This is a genomic window from Nocardia sputi (assembly GCF_023501985.1).
In genome coordinates this window covers 158,610-178,682 of sequence record NZ_JAMFLC010000024.1, presented here as the reverse complement: position 1 = coordinate 178,682, position 20,073 = coordinate 158,610, and the positions used below count along the sequence as shown (strand labels likewise).

At 64.3% G+C, this 20,073-nt stretch carries 11 protein-coding genes and 1 pseudogene; 9 read left to right on the top strand and 3 right to left on the bottom strand.

Annotation, left to right across the window (positions count from 1 at the left end):
• Positions 1-17 precede the first annotated feature (17 nt).
• The 3 genes and pseudogenes from M8859_RS29170 to M8859_RS29160 form a co-directional block, all read right to left on the bottom strand.
• Positions 18-854: an AAA domain-containing protein gene (locus M8859_RS29170; RefSeq protein ID WP_249645134.1), complete on the bottom strand. Its 837-nt coding sequence runs from the start codon at positions 852-854 to the stop codon at positions 18-20.
• Between the two features lie 48 nt (positions 855-902).
• Positions 903-1,718, bottom strand: a pseudogene (locus tag M8859_RS29165) (IS5 family transposase).
• A 26-nt stretch (positions 1,719-1,744) separates the two neighbouring features.
• A complete protein-coding gene (locus M8859_RS29160; RefSeq protein WP_249645133.1) occupies positions 1,745-2,338 on the bottom strand; it encodes an AAA domain-containing protein in 594 nt (197 codons plus the stop codon).
• A 290-nt stretch (positions 2,339-2,628) separates the two neighbouring features.
• On the opposite strand from M8859_RS29160, the gene M8859_RS29155 reads away from it, so the two are divergent.
• From M8859_RS29155 to M8859_RS29115, 9 genes are all read left to right on the top strand, one after another.
• On the top strand, positions 2,629-2,769 hold the full coding sequence (locus tag M8859_RS29155; RefSeq protein ID WP_249645132.1) for a hypothetical protein: 141 nt from the start codon (positions 2,629-2,631) through the stop codon (positions 2,767-2,769).
• A gap of 84 nt (positions 2,770-2,853) precedes the next feature.
• Complete coding sequence (locus M8859_RS29150; protein WP_249645131.1) at positions 2,854-4,041, top strand: Fic family protein; 1,188 nt, start codon at positions 2,854-2,856, stop codon at positions 4,039-4,041.
• A 316-nt stretch (positions 4,042-4,357) separates the two neighbouring features.
• Positions 4,358-4,507 carry a hypothetical protein gene (locus tag M8859_RS29145; protein ID WP_249645130.1) on the top strand — a complete coding sequence of 50 codons (150 nt, stop codon included), beginning with the start codon at positions 4,358-4,360 and terminating at the stop codon, positions 4,505-4,507.
• Positions 4,508-4,681: 174 nt separating this feature from the next.
• The gene (locus M8859_RS29140; RefSeq protein ID WP_249645129.1) at positions 4,682-5,422 is read left to right on the top strand and encodes a hypothetical protein; all 741 of its coding nucleotides are present in this window, start codon (positions 4,682-4,684) and stop codon (positions 5,420-5,422) included.
• Between the two features lie 335 nt (positions 5,423-5,757).
• Positions 5,758-10,959, top strand: coding sequence for a DEAD/DEAH box helicase (locus M8859_RS29135; protein ID WP_249645128.1), 5,202 nt, complete (start codon positions 5,758-5,760; stop codon positions 10,957-10,959).
• Positions 10,956-13,820 carry a DUF8741 domain-containing protein gene (locus M8859_RS29130; RefSeq protein WP_249645127.1) on the top strand — a complete coding sequence of 955 codons (2,865 nt, stop codon included), beginning with the start codon at positions 10,956-10,958 and terminating at the stop codon, positions 13,818-13,820. The genes M8859_RS29135 and M8859_RS29130 overlap by 4 nt, the downstream gene beginning before the upstream one ends.
• The gene (locus M8859_RS29125) at positions 13,817-17,893 is read left to right on the top strand and encodes an Eco57I restriction-modification methylase domain-containing protein (RefSeq protein WP_249645126.1); all 4,077 of its coding nucleotides are present in this window, start codon (positions 13,817-13,819) and stop codon (positions 17,891-17,893) included. The genes M8859_RS29130 and M8859_RS29125 overlap by 4 nt, the downstream gene beginning before the upstream one ends.
• 248 nt (positions 17,894-18,141) lie before the next feature.
• Positions 18,142-18,717, top strand: coding sequence for a DUF4365 domain-containing protein (locus M8859_RS29120; protein WP_249645125.1), 576 nt, complete (start codon positions 18,142-18,144; stop codon positions 18,715-18,717).
• The gene (locus M8859_RS29115; protein WP_249645124.1) at positions 18,714-19,895 is read left to right on the top strand and encodes a hypothetical protein; all 1,182 of its coding nucleotides are present in this window, start codon (positions 18,714-18,716) and stop codon (positions 19,893-19,895) included. The genes M8859_RS29120 and M8859_RS29115 overlap by 4 nt, the downstream gene beginning before the upstream one ends.
• The last annotated feature ends 178 nt before the right edge of the window (positions 19,896-20,073 follow it).

Here is a 20,073-nt window from a genome sequence, read left to right as displayed (position 1 = left end):
ACGGCGGTTCTTTCGGCTTACGGCGGACGTGGGAGTTGGCGCTTCACATCCTGCCGCCGAAAGAACCGCCCCTCAGCACACCACCCCTGCACCGCGTCACCAACGTCACGACCCGCAACACCTAGTGCATAAATGCCTTGCGCTCCAGGGTGCTTGATTGCCATGTCGATCCGGTAACCGGCCACCCCGACTTGCGGTTGCACGTCGTAACCCCAGTCGCGGAGGACATCGATCACTTGCTCCTCGAACGGGCTTTCCGGTGCCGCATCCGCGTCCGCCGCCGCAGTAGCAAGGATGTGCGGACCACTCTCGGCGTAGAGCAAATAGCGCTTCAGGTGCTGCACACTCTTGTTGGTGCTGTCGGGCAGTTCTCCACCGCGGAGCGAAGTGACCAGCTCGAGTCGCCGCCGCGCACGTGTCACCGCGACGTTCAGTCGCCGCCAGCCTTCGGCCCGGTTGATGGGGCCGAACTCGGAACGCAACTTCCCCTGCTGGTCTCGGCCGTAGCCGATCGACAGGATTATGACATCGCGTTCATCACCTTGGACGTTTTCCAGGTTCTTCACGGAGAAGCCGTCGAGACGATCATCAGTGAAGAATTCAGCGAGATCCGGCCCGGCCGCTCGAGCCTTTTCGACCGCCGCCAAGATAGCGTCGGCCTGTGATTTCGACAGGGCCACGACGCCGAGTGTAAGATCGGGCCGCGTCGCGTAGTGGTGGACGACGCGTTCCGCTACCAGAGCCGCCTCGCCCAGGTTATCGCGGCGGCCACCGCGGTCGTATACGCCACTCGACATGAAAAACTCGACGCCAATGTCCGGGCCGTCCCGCAACGTACCAGGGAAGGTGACCATCGTGTTTTTATAGAACTCGTGGTTACTGAACGCGATTAAGACCACGTCTCATGTGGCGTACTTCGTCAGCTTCTTGAAGCAGGTCAGCGCCGCGGCGAGGGTGAGGAACGCGAGGAAGTGTGTGACTTTGCGGTCGTAGCGGATGTTGAGCCGGTGGTAGCCGGTGAGCCAGGAGATGGTGCGTTCGATGACCCAGCGGTGGCGGCCGAGGCGCTGGGAGGATTCGATGCCTTTGCGCGTGATGCGGACGGCGATACCCCGATCACGCACCCATTGCCGCAGCTCGGCGGTGTCGTATGCCTTGTCGGCATGCAGTTTGGCCGGTTTGCGCCGACGCGGACCACGCCGCGACCGAACCGCGGGGACCGCATTGACCAGCGGCCGCAATACTTCGGCATCGTTGGTGTCGGCCGCCAAACCGCCACCGACAACGGAATTCCCGCCCGATCGGACAGTAGGTGGATCTTCGAGCCGGACTTGCCGCGGTCAACCGGCCCGGGCCGGTCAGAGATCCCCCCTTTTCGCGCGGACGCTCGCTGCGTCGATCACCGCACGCGACCAGTCGATCAAGCCCTCACTGCCGAGTTCATCGAGTATCGCGCGATGCAGCCGCCGCCAGAGACCAGCGTCGGTTCACACGGTGAACCGGCGGTGCGCCGTCGGTACCGTCACCCCGAACGACGGCGGCAGCATCCGCCACGCACACCCACTGGTCAGCACGAATACCACCGCCGTGAACACCGCCCGCTCCTCGACCGCAGCAGTATCCCCACCCGGCGGTCGTGGCTCGAACTTCGGCAGCAACGGCTCCACCATCGCCCAAAGCTCGTCCGGAACGAGACGTTTCGACAACTTGTCCGACACGGCCGAACATTATGCACCACAACCGATCACAGTCCCTCGCGACCCACCGACAACCAGTCACAACGACGTGAGACACGGTCTAAGTTCTCATGTCTGCTTCGGTAGTGCCAGCGCAAGGGCAGGCTACACAGAACACCACTTTCCTTGCAGGCGTCGAGGACGGACTGGAATGCGTCGCTGTCGTTCTCGTCCCATTCATCGTCCTCGGTATCCCCGGAGGAGCCGAAGAACGAGGTCGGGGGCAGCTGTTTCTTGTCACCTGCCACGATCAACGCGTCTGCGCGATAGATCGAATTTATCGCGTCCTCGGGACGGACTTGCGACGCTTCGTCGAAGATAACCACGTCGAAACGGAAGTCGGGTGGAAGAAGCTGACTAACCGTCAAGGGACTCATCATGAAACACGGTTTGATCCGCTGGACTACATCGCGCGTCTCCCGCAGGAGCCGGTGGACCGGCATGTGGCGCCGCTGTTTCTCTGCCTCACTAGTGATCACCGCCGCTGAACCGACATTGGTACGGCGTGGCCGTCTCGCATCATCTCGAGTGTCGCTGTCTTCGTATGCCGGAAGTTGAGCAGCCGATTCCTCCCGCTCAGATCGGCCAGCGATTTCCGCCATCCGGCCAGGACTTCCTCGAACAGCTCGAGCTCCCGACCCCCACCCTGAGGTTGTGAAGTTGTCACACCGATCCTTGCTTCTCGGCCCGCCACAACAGATTTGCGAAGAATCCATTCTGACAGACAGCCGCGAGCGTGTCAGTGTTGTACCAGTGCACGCCTTCTGCCCGAAGGCATTTCGTTACCTCCGATCAGTCACGGACGCCGGCAATGCTCCGACGCCTGATCGACCAATGTCCGCAAAGCGCTCCGCTAGACCGAACGTTGAAGTACATGGCCAGGCCCAGTTCGATGCGCAAGTCAACAGGCATCGAGGCGATCGCCGCCATCCAGATCCCTGCGGGCTCGAACACCGTCGCGCAGGAGGACTACCAACCCGCCCGCGACGCCTTCCTGAGCGTCGCGCAGCTCCTTGTAAGCCACTTAATCTAAAGCAATGCTTCTGCTATTATACTTTTTGCAGTATTAGATATACTAAAGTTAGATTTGGTTGCACTTTCGTCCAGAGGAGACGCCATGGGCTGGCCGCCGCACCGCACCGAGAGCCGCCCCTGGCACCCTCGCCACCGGCTGGGGTCGCGCGCCGACCGAACTCTCACCGAGATCGAAGTCTCGATACCACCCCGGATCGCCGATCTCACGTACTCGGTCGGGGGCACCGTCGCACGAGCGCACGAGGACGCCGTGATCGCGGTCGTTCGGCTCGAGGCGGGCTACGGTCAACATCTGGCGCCGTTGGCCGACTTCTTGCTCCGTAGCGAATCCGTGGCGTCATCGAAGATCGAGCACATCGACGCGGGCTGGCGAGCATTCGGCCGAGCCGTCGCCGGCGGAAAGGCGAGCGAGGAGGCGAAGTCACAGCTGGCTGCGGTACGAACGTTGGCCGCACTGGTCACCGCGGCCGGCGATGGTCCGATCACACTTGCCTCCTTGCTCGAGGCACACCGTCTGCTGATGGCTCCCGATTACTACACCGCGCAGGACTCGGGCAGGCTGCGGACGGTGCAGAACTGGATCGGAGGCAGCGACTACACACCGATCGACGCGCTGTTCGTTCCGCCCCCGCCGGAACTCGTCACGGAACTGATGGACGATTTGCTCACTTTTGTCGGCCGTAGCGATCTGCCGATCCTTGCGCAGGCCGCTGTCGCGCACGCCCAGTTCGAATCCATCCATCCGTTCACCGATGGCAACGGCCGGATCGGACGTGCCCTCATCAGCGCGATCCTCCGCCGTCGCGGGCTGACTCAGCGGGTCACGGTTCCGTTGGCCTCAGCGATGCTCGCCGACACCGGCCGCTACTTCGCGCAACTGAACGGCTATCGCGAAGGGCACGTCGACGAGTTCGTCGAGTACGTCTCCACGGCGACGATCCATTCCTGCGAGGCCGCCCAAGAATCGGCCCGTGCGCTCGCCGATCTCCCAGCCCGGTGGCGCGCAATCGCCAGACCACGAGCGAACTCCGCCGACGAATCAGTACTGGCAGCCTTGCTCGACACACCGATATTCAACGCCGACACCGCGCAGAAGATGACCGGCACCACCGAAGCCAGCGTGTATCGGGCCCTCGGCAGGCTGACGGAGGCTGGAGTCCTCGAGGTGCTGTCGGAGAACAAGCGCAATCGCATCTGGGCAGCGTCCGACGTCCTGGCCGAACTCGACGCACTCTCCGCCGCCATCGGCAAACGAACCACGCGGATGTAGTCACCGCCACGACGTCGACGCCCAGGCGGTGGCGCGCTAACAGCACGAAATCCTCGCCATCACAGCACACCTCGCTTGAGAGCGCTGCATCCCAAGAGGCGAGCGCCATCCTCCCACGCTTCGGCTCCTGAGTCGCCGTGACCAGTTGTTGCTCACCGAGTCGCGTTCCGCGTTCTGGCCACGGCCGTGGCGACCTACCCGTCAGCGGCGCGCCCAGCTGGTTCGAGGACTAGAGTCGGCGGCCGGGGCTGACTCGCTGAGTGACATCACATTCGACTTGCTGCGCACGCACGGTCCACTCGATGACGAGGGGTGGATGGATCTGCTGATCGCCGAGGGCTTGGGCGACACCGACGAGATGCCGGGCCCTCATCGAGGAGGACCATCCAGCGCTGGTTTGCTACCGGACGGGCGCAACATCGCGTTGGACGCCCAACTCCGAGGCCGGATACTGACCCACCGCTGACCGAGGCCGAGGTAGTGTCCGGCCTGATCGCAGCCGACCAAGATCTCGGTCCGTTTCTGAGCCTGGCCGCCGACACCACCATCGCGGATTGGGCGGGCGCGTGCCGGTTTCCCGGACCTGGAGCCGAAACTCTTCGGTGGCCGCGAACTCGCCGGTTACACCGGCGAGACTCTCGTGCTCGAGCCCTCCGCGTTGGCTGGTTTCGAAAGCAGAACGCTGATCGCCATCCAGATCGTGGACGGAGCGCCGCGGCTGCGTGTCGTGACGGAAGAGGTGCCCTCACCTGACATCGCGGGCAGCCTGTCGGAGCATGGGCCCGCCGAGTCCGCGCTGCCGCAACGTGAGCCGCTGCTCGAGCTTCTCGAATCCGACACCAACACTCCTGGCGAGATCGTCGAATTCCTCAGCGCGCGTTCCACACCCACCGGACTGGTCACGGGCACCGGCGAGCCTTCGATGTTCCGCCAAGCCCGGCTGACGGTCACCGATCCGGCAGCTGTGCGGCAGGCGCTCGACGAACACTACGAACCCGTCGGCGGCGCCGATCAATGGGCATGGCTCGATGAGGAATCGACCGTCCTCGGCGAGCCGCGTCTCGACAGCGGCGAACTGGTGGTGGACGCGATCAGCGAACGCCGATTTGACACTCTTTTCGATGCCGTCTACAAGCTCGCGCCCACCGCCGAACACGCGACCGTGCGCCGCACCCCACCCGCCGACGCGCTCGCCGACCACGGAACAACTCGAATCCTTTTCCCGCAGATGGCTTCTCGCCGGATGACCCACATGTCGCCGCGATGCTGGACACCTGCATCCGTGACCACGAGAACAGGTGGATCGACTAGGCCATCCCCGCGTTGGACGGCTGGACACCCCGCGCCGCGGTCGCCGACCCGACCCGCTGCGACGACCTGATCCGCCTCATCGACTGTTTCCCTCAGGAGGAACGACCCGGCCAGATGAGCGCGGCCCGGCTTCGCGAATCGCTCGGGTTGTCCTGAAAGCCCGCCCCGACCACATGCACCACCGAAGCCGGCCACCAGGCTCCACGGTATCGACGAAGCACCGCTTGCGTAGGCCAGTCCACGTGGGTGACCTCCCATGACCCGTCCGCCGAGCAGCAGAACCTGTCGGCCCGTCGCCTCTTCGGCGGCCAGCGCCGCACGCCTATGTTCAGCCCGTAGACTGACCTGTTCGGCGAGATCCTGTCAGACCCTCTGCTTACGATCTCGGATAACCGCTTTGATGATATGTCGCTGCTGGATCTGCTCGACGACAAAGTCGGGATCTGGCGGGGAAGGTATGGTGTGGACGCATTCGGTGTGCTCGACAGGATTCTCGATGACTACCAGGCTTTCGTCTCCGGCTTCTTGAACATCAGGGACGCGGAGGTCAAGCACAAGGTCGAGACGGAGATTGCCAACGGGCTGCTGTGGCCGGAACCCTGGCTGGCGCTGAATCCGGCGTTCGAACCGGGCGGAACTGTCTCCGAGCTCGTCGACCACGACCTACTACACCCGGGCGCACGCGAAATTTTCCGCATCAGGACCGAGGAGGATCGGTTCGGGCGGGAGATTCCGTTCCACCGGCACCAGACCGACGCGTTCGACGTCGCCCGTCGCGGCGAATCGTATGTGCTCACCACCGGCACTGGTTCCGGCAAGTCGATGTCCTACATCGTGCCGATCGTAGACCGGGTGCTGCGGGACGGTTCTGGACATGGGATCAGGGCGATCGTCGTGTATCCGATGAATGCCCTTGCGAACAGTCAGCTCGGTGAGCTGGAGAAGTTCCTCGGCCGCGATAACCCGGAGGTCACCTTCGGTCGTTACACCGGCCAGGAAACCCGCGCGGAGCGCGACGACATGTTGCAGAACCCGCCGGACATCCTGTTGACGAACTACGTGATGCTCGAGTTGCTGCTCATCAGGCCCCGGGAACGGACGGGGCTGATCGCAAGCGCGGCGGATCTGGCCTTCCTGGTGCTCGATGAGCTGCACACATATCGGGGTCGTCAAGGTGCCGATGTGGCAATGCTTATACGACGATTGCGGGGAGCGGTAGGGGGACGACGGCTACAGTGCATCGGCACGAGCGCCACGCTCGCGGGTCCTGGAACGAGAGCCGAGCAGCGTCACCAGGTCGCTGAACTGGCTACTCGGATCTTCGGTACCCGGATTCCCGCGCACAACGTCATCGGCGAGACTCTGCGCCGCGCGACATCGGGCGAGGTCGACACTCCAGCGTTGTCTGCTCGGCTCCACGCACCGACGCCGTCGACGTGGGAGGAGCTGCACTGTGACCCGCTGTCGGTCTGGACCGAACGGACCTTCGGACTGCGCGAGGACGAAGGCGAACTCGTTCGGCAGGTTCCGACTCGACTCAGGAGTGCCGCCGAGAAGCTGGCAGAACAGACCGGAGCCGACCAAGGCATCTGCGAGCAGAAGCTGCGCGAACTGCTGCTCGCAGGCTCCAGGGCGCGCGACGACAAGGGCCGCCCGCTGTTCGCGTTCAAGTTGCACCAATTCATCGGCAAAGGCGACACCGCATACGCGACCCTCGAGCCGCCCGGAAACCGCTATCTGACTACCCAGTATCAGCGCAGCTCTCCCGTGGGCGCGAAGGGACAACCCCTGTTTCCCCTCGCGTTCTGCCGCGAATGCGGCCAGGACTATCTCGTCGTCAGTCTTGACAGTGGCGCGGAAAAGTTCAGTCCTCGAATTCTCAGCGGTGGTCGTGGGGAGCAGGCAGAGGCGACCGGTCTGTTATTCCTCACAGACCAGCCGTGGCCTGCGGCGAACGACCCGGCCATTGCCGATTTCGTGCCCGATGATTGGGTGGTCGAGTCCGGCAGCCACCGCGTGCTCGACAAAGCAAGGCGAAACCGGTTGCCCGAGATCTATCGGGTCGATTCCTTCGGCACGATCACCGACGACGGCCTTCCCGTCGCCTTCTTCGAGACGCTGCATTTCTGCCCCACCTGCAAGACCAGCTACGAAAGCGCCCAGCAGTCGGAATTCTCGCGGGTCGCGAGCCTGGGCACGGAAGGACGTGCCAGCGCGGTCACCGTGTTGTCGCAGGCAGTCGTGCGTACGTTGCGCACAGGGGAGGATCTCGACGCGGATGCCCGCAAGTTTCTGGTCTTCTCCGACAACCGGCAGGATGCCAGCCTGCAAGCGGGTCATTTCAACGATTTCGTTCTCGTCGGCCTGGTGCGCTCCGCCCTCTATCGCGCCGCTCTCACCCAACAGGAAAGGCAGGCCGACGAGCCTCTGACCGACGAGAACCTCGGATCGCGAGTGGTCGCCGCGCTCGGTGGCGAGCCCGCCGACTTCGCCAAGGACGCGTCCACTGCGAATGAGCGAATCCCCCGCACCAGGATCACTCGCGCACTACGCGACGCCGTCACCTATTGTCTGTGGGCCGACCTGAAGCGTGGTTGGCGAATTACCATGCCCAACCTGGAGCAGACGGGGCAGTTGCGGCTGACCTACTTCGGCCTCGAGGAACTCGCCGAAGACGATTCGGTGTGGGCGGCTTGCGGCGAGCCGCTTGCCGGTGCGGAACCGTCGACGCGTTATCAACTGATGCAAGTTCTGCTCGATGAACTGCGCCGCAAGCTGTGCATCGAATCGGAGTTCCTCACCGAGGAGAAGTACGACAGCATCAAGCGCGCCAGTCAGGAGTGGCTCCGCGCGCCATGGGCGTTGTCCGACGAGACCGGTGTGTACGCGGGCACCGCCTACCCCGGAAGCCGTCCGAAATTCGAACCCGGCTCCGGAGCCGACCACTACCTGTCCGGGCTCGGCGCGTATGGACGCTGGCTGCGCCGACCCGACCGCTTCCCGCTGTATGATCATCCGCTCAAGCCCGCCGACGCGGACATCGTCATCGAGTCGCTGCTGAAAGTCATGGCTCGTGAGGGGGTTCTCGCCAGAATCGAGGAGCGCAACCGACGCACCGGATACCGAATCCGCGCCGATCTCATCGAGTGGCGCGCGGGCTCAGGGGAATTCCGGGTGCCTGATCCGATCCGCGGCAACCAAGCCGAGGGGCGTGTCAACCCGTTCTTCCGCCGCTTCTACGCCGAAACCGCCGCGCGGCTGGTCGGGCTGGAAGCTCGCGAACACACTGCCCAGGTGGACTCGATCAAGCGTAAAGAGCGTGAAGAGTTGTTCGGGGCGGCAAAGCTGCCGGTCTTGTACTGCTCGCCCACTATGGAACTCGGCGTAGACATCAAAAGCCTCAATGTCGTCGGTATGCGCAACGTTCCGCCTACCCCGGCGAACTATGCTCAACGTTCCGGGCGCGCTGGACGATCCGGCCAGCCCGCTGTCGTGCTGACCTACTGCGCCACCGGAAATGCCCACGACGCTTATTACTTCGGACGCAGCCAGGACATGGTCGCCGGAGCGGTCGCGCCACCGCGGCTCGAGCTCGGGAATCAGGACCTCGTACGCGCCCATGCGCACTCGATCTGGCTGGTGATCTGCGATCTCGACCTCAAAGCCAGCATGGTGGATCTCCTCGAGATCGACGAACCAGGCCAGCCGCTGCGCGCTGAGGTGCGTGCGGCCATCGAATCTCCGGTCAATCGAGCGCGTGCTGTGGGCGCGATCGCCGCGGTCCTCGGGACAACCGAGGAAGTCACCTCGGCGGAGTGGTGGACCGACAGGTGGGTTGCCGACACGGTGGACAACGCAGCTCGGCGATTCGATATGGCCGCCGACAGGTGGCGCGACCTCTACCGAGAAGCACTGGTGGAACTCGATGCCGCCAATGACGTCCTCAAAACGATCGGCGCGTCCGAGGCCGACAAACGTCAAGCGCGAGGTCGCATTTCGGAGGCTCGCGCGGCGCTGGACCTGCTGCGCGGGCAAGTCGACGACATCGCCCAGGGGGATTTCTACCCCTACCGGTATTTCGCCTCCGAGGGATTCCTGCCCGGCTACTCGTTCCCGCGACTTCCCTTGGCCGCTTTCATTCCGGCGGAGCGCCGCACCAGGAACGGCCAAGGCGACTATGTCCAACGGCCGAGATTCCTCGCGATCAGCGAGTTCGGACCCGGTGCCTTCATTTACCACGAAGGCGCCCGCTACGAAGTGAACCGGGTGAGTCTGCCGGCCCGCGAAGACGGCACCGGAGTGAACATCACAGAGATCAAACGCTGCAATGCTTGCGGCTACCTACATGAGATGAACGGCCCTACCAGTGTGGAGATCTGCGACCACTGCGGCGCGGATTCGCTCGAAACCCTCGACCGGATGATGCGCCTGATTTCGGTCAAGACTCGTCGCCGTGACCGCATCAGCGCCGACGAGGACGAGCGCCAGCGCGCCGGTCATGAAGTGGTCACGACCCTGCGGTTCGTCCCACACGGTGAGCGCGCCGGGCAGCTCACCAGCACAGTGCTTGTCGACGGCGCCACCGTGGGCACCATGACCTATGGCGACACCGCATTGATCCGGCGGATGAACATCGGGCTGCGTCGCCGCAAGGACAAACACATCAAGGGGTATCTACTCGACACTCTGGAAGGCCGGTGGGCGCGGGAAGCGGACCTCGGCAAGAACACCGATGGTGAGGTGCCACGAATCCGGCGGGTCGTGCCCTATGTGGAGGACCACCGTAATGCACTGGTGCTGCACCTCGACCCGGCCATCCCGAACGACGTGCGAGTGGCGGCCATGTATGCCCTCAAACGCGCCATCGAAGCCGTTTACCAACTCGAGAGCAACGAACTGGCAGCCGAGCCCCTGCCTGGCGGCACCGGCGATCATGCCTGGTCCCGTCTGCTGTTCTTCGAGGCCGCCGAGGGCGGAGCCGGAGTACTGCGCCGGCTGGCGACAGAGGACGGGCATATCCGCGAGGTAGCCCGCAAAGCACTCGAGATCCTGCATTTCGACCCCGATACCGGAGCCGACCTCGGCCACGCCGAGCACGCCGCGGAGGACTGCGCCCAAGCGTGCTACGACTGTCTGCTGTCCTACAGCAACCAATGGGATCACCAGCGGCTCGACCGGCACTGTGTCACGGACCTGTTGCGGGATCTGATGCGCGCCGACATCGAGGTCGGCGCGGGCGGGGAAGATCGTGCCGCGCAATTGCGACGTCTCGCGGCGCAGAGCAACACCCTCGAGCGACGGTTGCTCGCGCTGCTCGACGAGCATGGCTATCGGCTCCCGGATGCGGCGCAGCAACTTGTCGAGGGCTACTACGTTCGCCCCGACTTCGCGTTTCATACCAGCAGCGCGGATGTCGCGGTGTTCATCGACGGACCTGTGCACGATTCGGCGCACCGAGCCGAGAAGGATACGCAGGCCCGGACGAAGCTCGTTGATGAAGCCGGGTGGATGGTTTTGCGGTTCGGTTACACAGACGACGATGCCGAATGGCTCCAGACCATCAAGGACAATCCTGACGTGTTCGGTACCGGAAGGGTCGGCGCGTGACCACCACGGAATTTCCGCCCGGCGCTTTGGTACACGCGCGCGGCAGGGACTGGCTCGTACTCCCCGGCGGTCCCGAAGGGCTGGTGCTTGCCCGTCCCCTTGGCGGCCGGGAGGACGAAACCACAGTCCTAATACCCGAATTCGATGTCCCGGCCCTCGCCACGTTCCCCCCGCCGAAGGTCGGCGACCGGGGTGACGCCGCCCGGGCTCGGCTGTTGCGTGACGCCCTGCGCCTGTCCTTCCGGGCCACCGGCGGACCGTTTCGCTCCTTTGCGAACTTGGCGGTGACGCCGCGGAATTACCAGCTGGATCCGCTCATCATGGCCACCGCGCAGGACACCACCCGACTGCTCATCGCCGACGGTGTCGGCGTAGGCAAGACAGTCGAAGCGGGTCTGATCGCCGCCGAACTGCTCGCCACCGGGGACGCGCAACGCCTGGCCGTGCTGTGCTCGCCGCAACTCGCACCGCAGTGGCAAGCCGAGCTGCGCGGCAAGTTCGGCATCGAGGCACAACTGTTGCTGCCGTCGACGGTGAACCGGCTGAAGGTCCCCTGGGGCTCCACCATCTATGAGCACTACCCCTACCTGGTGGTCTCCACCGACTTCATCAAGCAGCGCAGCCGACGCGACGAATTCGTGCTCCACTGCCCCGAACTCGTCATCGTGGATGAAGCGCACACAGCGGTGGCCGCCGGCACTGTCGGCAACACACAGGCGCATTTGCGTTACACCGTGCTGCGCAAGATCGCCGACGATCCGGCACGGCATCTTCTGCTGCTCACAGCCACCCCGCACAGCGGCGATGATCATGCCTGGCAGTCGCTTATCGGACTACTAGATCCCCGGCTCGCGCAGCTACCGGCCGATTTGTCCGGGCGGGACCGGGAGGAGGACCGCAAGCTACTGGCGAAGTTCATGATCCAACGCCAGCGCGGCGACGTCCGCAAGTATGTCGACGGCGAGAACACCCCGTTCCCGAAGCGCGAATCCACTGAACTCAGCTACACGCTCACCCCCGCCTACCGCGCCCTGTTCGATGACGTCATGGCGTTCGCGCGCCAGCAGGTAAGCGATCCGGGGCTGAACACGGTGCGGCAACGAGTGCGGTGGTGGTCGGCGATCGCGCTACTGCGCTGTCTCGCGTCGAGTCCTGCCGCGGCGGAGCAAACATTGCTCAAGCGCTCAGCGCTCGCGTCCGTCGACAAAGCGGACGACGCCGATGCCCTGGCCGTCCCACGGGTGCTCGATGGCGACTTGGACGAAGCGCTGGAAGGCGAGGACGCCGCGCTCGGCGCCGACACCACCGATCCCGATGCGCCGGACCGTTCGACACGTCGCCGACTGCGCGAGCTCGCGGCCGCCGCCGCGGCGCTGAAAGGTCCGGCAGCGGACGCGAAGCTGGGACGGCTGATACCTATACTTCGGGATCTGATCGAAGACGGCTATCACCCGATCGTGTTCTGCCGCTATATCCCTACCGCCGAATACCTCGCCGACCACCTGCACACCGCGCTTTCCAAGAAACATCGCGACCTGCGTGTCGAAGCGGTCACCGGCCTTCTTCCCCCGGAGGAGCGAGAGGACCGGATCGCGGGATTGACCGAGCACGACGGTGCGCGGCTGCTCGTCGCGACGGACTGTCTGTCGGAAGGCATCAACCTCCAGGACGGCTTCACCGCGGTCGTGCACTATGACCTTGCCTGGAACCCGACCCGTCATGAGCAGCGCGAGGGCCGCGTCGACCGGTTCGGCCAACGCGCGGGCACCGTCCGCACCGTCACCTACTACGGCGAGGACAACGGCATCGACGGCGTTGTCCTCCAGGTGCTGATCCGGCGGCATGAGAACATTCGGCGCAGCACCGGGATCTCGGTACCGGTCCCGGTCGACTCGACCACCGTGATGAAAGCGATCTGGGAGTCGTTGTTGTTGCGGGGCACCGCCACCGACCAACTCGCCTTGGACTTCGGCGGTGCGACCTCCGATTCGCTGGCCGACGCGGTGGATGTGCGGTGGAGCGACGCCGCGCAGCGCGAGAAAGCCTCCCGCTCACGGTTCCGCCAGATCGGACTGCCCCGTGAGGAGGTCATCGACGTCCTCACCGCGGTACGGCGCTCGCTGGGTGGCCCCGCCGACGCCGAAACCTTCACCCGCGATGCCTTGTCTTTGTTGTCCGCGCAGATCAGCCCCACCGACGACGGATTCACCGCTCGTATCGACACCCTGCCGCCCGCGGTGCGTGATCAGCTTCCTCCGGTCAAGGATCACCGCCTGTTCTTCCACCGGTCCTTCCCCGTACCACCGGGCCACAGTGTGCTGACTCGCACCGATCCGACAGTGGAAGCGCTGGCTCGGTATGTGCTCGACGCCGCGCTCGACACCGACCTCGACCCGCAACTGCGCCCCACTCGACGCACCGGGGTGCTGCGCTGCGCCGGTGTCGACAAGGTGACCACGCTGCTTGTCGTCCGCTTCCGGCTCGAAGTGGTGATTCCGGGTTCCCGCGCCACCATCACACAGATGGCCGAAGAGGCACGGTTTCTTGCTTTCACCGTCGCCGCCGACGCCGTGACGTGGTTGCCCGACGACGCCGTCGAAACGCTGCTGGGGCAACGACCCAGCGGCAACGTCGCTGATGCGCTGGCCAGAACCCAGCTAGAGCGCGCGCTCGGCCGGCTCGATTCCGTGGCAGATCAGCTGCTGGACTGCGGCGAACGGGTCGCGGAGACCGTCGCCGACGACCACCGCAAGGTGCGCGCCGCGCGCAAAAGCGGCGGACGCGCGGTCAAGGTCCGCCTGCTGCCGCCGCCCGACGTGCTCGGCGTGTATGTCTTCCTTCCCGATAGGAGTGGCTCGTGAACGGGCTGTCGTCGTTCCGGTCCGTCCGCGCCATCGGCACCGTCCTGCCCAGCGAAGCACTCTCGCGTGGCGCCGAGCTGCGTATGCCAGGCCAGAGCGCCGCCGCCTACGTCCTGCCTCCCGGCATGACGATCAACGGGGCCATCGCTCGTGCCTGGGAAGCGATGCTCGCCACGCATCGCGAGTGGCAACACAGCCTGGACCGCCTGCCGTCCGGCGACCCGGCCATCAAGGTGACGCGCGAGAAATGGCTACTGCCACTGCTGTACGAACTCGGCTGGGGACGTCCCGAAGTCCTCGCCGCCGGCCTGGATGTCGCACCCGGCCTCGGCGAGACGACCGGGCAACACTTTCCGATCTCCCATCGCCTGTCCTGGCCGGATGCGGCGAACCCGGCGGTGTGGACACCGATTCACCTGATCGGCGCCGGAGTTTCGCTGGACACCAAGACCGCGGGTGTCGTCGCCCGCGCGCCTCAGTCGATGATGCAGGACTATCTCAACCGCGAGGACAACGCGCTGTGGGGCTTGTTGTCCAACGGCCGCATACTGCGTCTGCTGCGTGACGCCTCGACGCTGTCGAAACAGTCCTATGTCGAATTCGACCTCGATGATATCTTCACCAACCAACGCTACGCCGACTTCCGGCTCCTGTTCCTCACGGCCCATGCCAGCCGCTTCGCGCCGCAGGAGCCAGCACCCGCACCGGCGTCCGACGACGCCGAAGCAGCGCCGGCCACGCTCACCGCGGAGAGTTGCTGGCTGGAGAAATGGCGCACCACCGCTATCGATGACGGTGCTCGCGCTCTGCTCACGTTGCAACAGGGAGTGGCACGAGCGCTGCAACATTTGGGCACCGGCTTCCTCGGCCATCGGGACAATTCCGCCCTGCGCGACACGCTGGCCGCCGCGCCGGACGCCGATCGAGACCTACAGCGCGCTCTGCTGCGCATCGCCTACCGGCTGATCGTGCTGTTCGTCGCCGAAGACCGCGACCTGCTGCACACCTCCACCGTCGATCCGCGAGCCCGCCGGATCTACGCGGAACACTTCTCCACCGCCCGGCTGCGCCGCATGGCGAGCGCGCACGCCGGTACCAGACATACCGACCTCTGGGACGCCCACCAGATCGTCACCGACGCTCTCGCCGGAGAAGGACTGGCCGTACTCGGATTGAGTGGCCTCGAGGCCTCGCTCTTCTCCCGCGACGCGCTGGGCATCCTTATCGGCGCCCGGCTACCCAACCACGCATTCCTCGCCGCGATTCGGGCGCTTTCCCAGATCGACGATCCGGTGACAGGCACACCGCGCCCGGTGGATTACCGCAACCTCGACAGCGAGGAACTCGGCGGCATGTACGAGGGATTGCTCGCCTACACTCCCCGCTACGACGCCACCGCGCGCACATTCACCCTCGACACCGCCGCCGGCCACGAACGCAAGAAATCCGGTTCCTACTACACCCCCTCCGAACTGATCGACCTTGTCCTCGACGAAGCCCTCGATCCGCTCATCGACGAGGCCCTGCGCAGTTCGAGCGCCGAACAGTCCCTGCTCGCCCTGACTGTTATCGATCCGGCCTGCGGCAGTGGGCATTTCGTTGTAGCTGCGGCACGGCGCATAGCCTCGGCCCTGGCGACCGTCCGTACCGGAGACACCGAACCGAACCCGGCCGCGCTGCGCGCCGCGACCGCCGATGTCATCGAAAGCTGTGTCTACGGCGTCGACCTCAACGATCTCGCCATCGAGATCACCAAAGTCGCGCTGTGGCTGGAAGCGTTCGACGCCGAACGTCCCTTTCCTTTCCTGGACGCCCACTTCCGCGTCGGCAACGCGCTGCTCGGGACCACCCCGGCGCTGTTGCGCGACAATATCCCCGACTCGGCCTTCGTGGTGCTCGGTGACGACGATCGGGACTGGACCAGCAAACTCAAGGCCCGCAACAAGGCCGAGCGCCACGCCGACCTCGACCAACTCGCGTTCAGCTTCGGCCCGGAGACCCTCGACGTCGAAACCACCGCTTTCACCAACAAGGCGAGGAACGCCGATACCGGCCACGCGGGATCGCTCCGCGCGATACGAGCCCGTGCCGACGCCTGGCGCGCCCTGGAAAACGATCCTGATCTGCTCGCCGCGAAGCTCGTCGCCGACGCGTGGTGCGCGGCCTTCGTGCAGCCCAAGACCGAGCACTCCGGCCAGGGCATCACCCACGATACGCTCCGGCGTCTCGCCGAGGATCCCCGATCGGTGCCCGATACCGTCGTCGCTCAGATCAACTCGTTGGCTCGCCGGTATCGGTTCTTTCACTGGCACCTCGAATTTCCCGGCATATTCACCGTCCCGGCCGAAGGCGGGGGCGACACCTCGACCGGTTGGACCGGCGGCTTCTCCTGTGTGCTCGGGAACCCTCCGTGGGAGCGGGTGAAGATCCAGGACAAAGAGTTCTTCGGGAACAACGGTCGCACCGATATCGAGGCCGCCAGGACCGCCGCGATCCGCAAGACGATGATCGATGATCTGGCGCTGTCCGATCCCGACCTGTACCAGGCGTACCGGCAAGCGATCCACCAATCCGACGGCACCGCGCATATCCTGCTGCGCAGCGGCCGATACCCGTTGACCGGGCAAGGTGACGTCAATACCTACAGCGTATTCGCCGAAACCATGCGCACGGTCGTCGCGCCGACCGGGGCCGCTGGGATCATCACACCCACGGGCCTGGCAACGGACAAGACCACCGCCCCTTTCTTCGCCGATACGCTCCGCGCCAACCGCCTGCTCGCGTTCTACGACTTCGAGAACGAGGGGAAGATATTCCGGGATGTGGATCATCGTGTTCGATTCTCCATAACATGCATGACCGGACCCGGCAGAGCAGTCGGGCGGACCCAGTTCGCGTTTCTCTCGCGCCGCATCGCCGACGTTCCCTCGCGACGGTTCGAACTCGCTCCGGGAGAAGTCCTGGCGATGAACCCGAACACCGGCACCCTGCCCATGTTCCGCAGCCGCGTCGACGCCGACATCACCCTCGGCATCTACCGTCGCCACCCCGTTCTCATCCGCGACGACGATCCCGACGGCAATCCCTGGGGGCTGTCGTTCGGGACGGTCTTCCACATGACCAATGACTCCGACCTGTTCCATCAGCCCGATGACCTCGCGGACGCGCACTTCAACGGATGGTCCTACGAAAGTGGCGGTGAGGAATACCTACCGCTGTACGAAGCGAAGATGCTCGGCCACTTCGACCATCGCTTCTCCACCTATCATGGTGCCACGCAAGCTCAGCTCAACGTTGGCTCACTTCCACGATTGACCTCGGAGCAGCACGACGACCCCCACTGCGAGTCGATCGCTCGCGTCTGGGTACACCGAACCGAGGCTTCCGCCAAACTGGATAGAAAATGGAAAAAAGGCTGGCTGCTTGGCTGGCGAGACATTACAAATAAAGGGAACGAGCGCACATTTGTTCCAGCCGTGCTTCCGAGATCAGCCGTTGGAAACTCTTTCTACATTGCATTCCCGCAGGACCCCAAAAGCGCCGCGGATTTGCACGCCACATGGTCATCGCTCACGTTCGACTACGTCGCGAGACAGAAACTTAGCGGTTCACACATGAATTACTTCGCGGCGAAACAGATAGCGTGCCCCGCACCGTCAAGGTATTCCATTCCAGCGCCATGGCAACGGGATGTCACCATCACCCAATGGATCCAGCGGTACGTAGTCGAATTGTCCTACACCTCATGGCGATTGAAACCCTACGCAGTCGACTTGGGTGACGACGGCCCACCTTTCCGCTGGAATCCCGACCGCCGCGCTTTGCTCCGCGCAGACCTCGACGCCGCATTCCTCCATATCTTCGGGCTCACCCGCACCGAAGCCGAGCACGTGCTGGACTCCTTTCCCGTCATCCGCAAGTACGAGGAACGAGACTTCGGCGAGTACCGTACTCGCCGCCTCGTGCTCGATGCCTACGACCGCATGGCGACCGCTATCGCGCGAGGCGGCTCGGGCTGGCTTCCACTGTCCGGCACTCCGGCGGGGAGCGGAAGCCGCCACCATCCCTCGTAGAACATGCCTCGGAACCCGGCAGTCCAGCGGAAGCTTTGATCCTTCCCGGCAATGTCACGAGCCAGTGGCGGCAATGTGGTCCAGCCCAGCTCAGCGCCTCTGGATCTCAGCGGACGAGGGCGCCGAACCCGCCCGCCGGGTGAGATCGACCTGCTGAGATCACGACTACTCTCACGAAAATTAGTGCATCTCAACGCTGTTCCTGGTTCCATTGGATAGCGGTAGATTGTGCCGAGGTGGGGGTTTTCGTGGCTGAGGATGGATCGCAGGCCGAGCTGGTGATCGATGGACCGGCCCGTCCTGCGTCCATCCTGCGTGGATCGCCCTCCCGGAGAACAGACTTGATGGAGGCTTTCCAGGAGGCTTACGTGCGCGCTGTCGCCGCCGCGGCGGGTTGTGTCGTCGTCGGACGTCCGGAGATAGACGAGGGGGTCGACATCGTTCTGAGCCACACCTCGAATCGGCATCGCGCGGGCAGAGCCCGGCTCGAGATCCAGATGAAGGCGACGGCGACGGCGCTGGCGGCCGACGGCGCGAGCATCAACGCCCGGATCACCCGGAACCGCTACGACTATTTCAGGACCGATGACCCAGCGGTGGCCAAAATCGTCGTGATCATGCACGTACCCAAGCTGCAAGACGATTGGGTGTACCTCTCCGACGACGCCCTCGTGGTCCGGCATCGCGCCTACTGGGTAAGTCTGTGTGGCTTTCCGGCGACCTCATCCGCGGACATCACCGTGTCCGCGCCGTGCTCGAATACGTTCGACGATATCACCCTCTGCAAGATCATGGAGAGAGTGGGCAAAGGAGATCGGCCATGAGTTCGGCGGCCGATCGAGCGGTGGATGACTACAACAAAGCCACCGTTGCCTACTTACTGCGCAGATTCGGGTGGCGTTTATCGTATTCGATCCCGCAATCATACGAAGTCTGGTCGAACGAGACGGTCCCCGAACAGGAAATATTGCTTCCGATCAATCCGGCCAAGGGGGACTACGCGCAACTACTCCGGCGAGCGTTCAAGATGCTCATCTATGAGCACGGCGCAGAGGTCGAGCACACGAGCCGGCTGCTGATGTTCCAGCAACGATCCGACCTGGAATCGACGAAGTGGACCAAGGAGACACCGGTCGACGCGGGGATGATCGCCTGGGAGGAGGGCGAGCGTCTGTTCGCGGCGGCAAGGCTGAGCCTGGTCGCCGCCGCGAAGGCCACCAAGGAATCGCGACGCTACTTCGGGAACACCGCCGCCTACGTCGCCCGCAGATTCCTCGAAAGCACCTTCATGGGGCAAACAGAAGTGGGCAGCTTCGTGGTCACCGCCTACACCCCGTCCGATCGGTACTTCTACTTCAGCAAAGCCATTGAGGACGCGGCTCCGGGAAAGCTTTTCGAGACCCGCAATCGATGCCGCACCGGGGCCGAGATACTCGACAAGTTCGATGAGATAACGGCCGCTACGCGCTCGGCCTTGGACGAGTACCAAAGCAGGCCTCGTGTCGAGATATTCGACGACCTGGTTCAGACTGGGATGTCCTATGAGATGTCCAGCGCCCTCTCCTCGCTGTGCATGAACGGAGACGGTGCGGTGACCATCATCCGCAAGCCCACCCACTCCGGACGCGAGGTGCGGTACGAATACCGCTTCGACGCGGTGGAGTCCCCCATCCTGCGCAAGGTCGCCGACCGGTTCGCCGAGACTCGCGAGCCGGAACAAGTGAACTTGACCGGCGAGGTCACCCTGCTCGCGCATGAGTCGGCCACGGAGAGACGCCTGATTCGGTTGCACGTCTACAACCGCCCCGATATCCGGATCGTCCGAGTCGAACTGTCGGAGGAACAGTACGAACTCGCCCTCGAGGCCCACCGCCAAGACAAACCACTCAAGTTGTCCGGCACCGTCCACAGAGTCGGCCGATACCAATGGCTGACCGATCCGGTCAACGTCGAATTGTTCCCCGAAGGCAGCAATGACGACCCGTTGTCGGAACCGCATTGATGGCATTGCCGGCGAGCGCGGTCGACTGCCGATGCACTGACATCTGCGGGACTACCGCCGCCACTCGCGGACCAGGTCTTCTGGACCCCAGTGCGCAGCCAACGGCAGGTTGTCCGCGATGCCGGATCGGGAGACGACTACCAGCTCGGTGTCGTGATCGGTGCCGGTACCGCCGGTA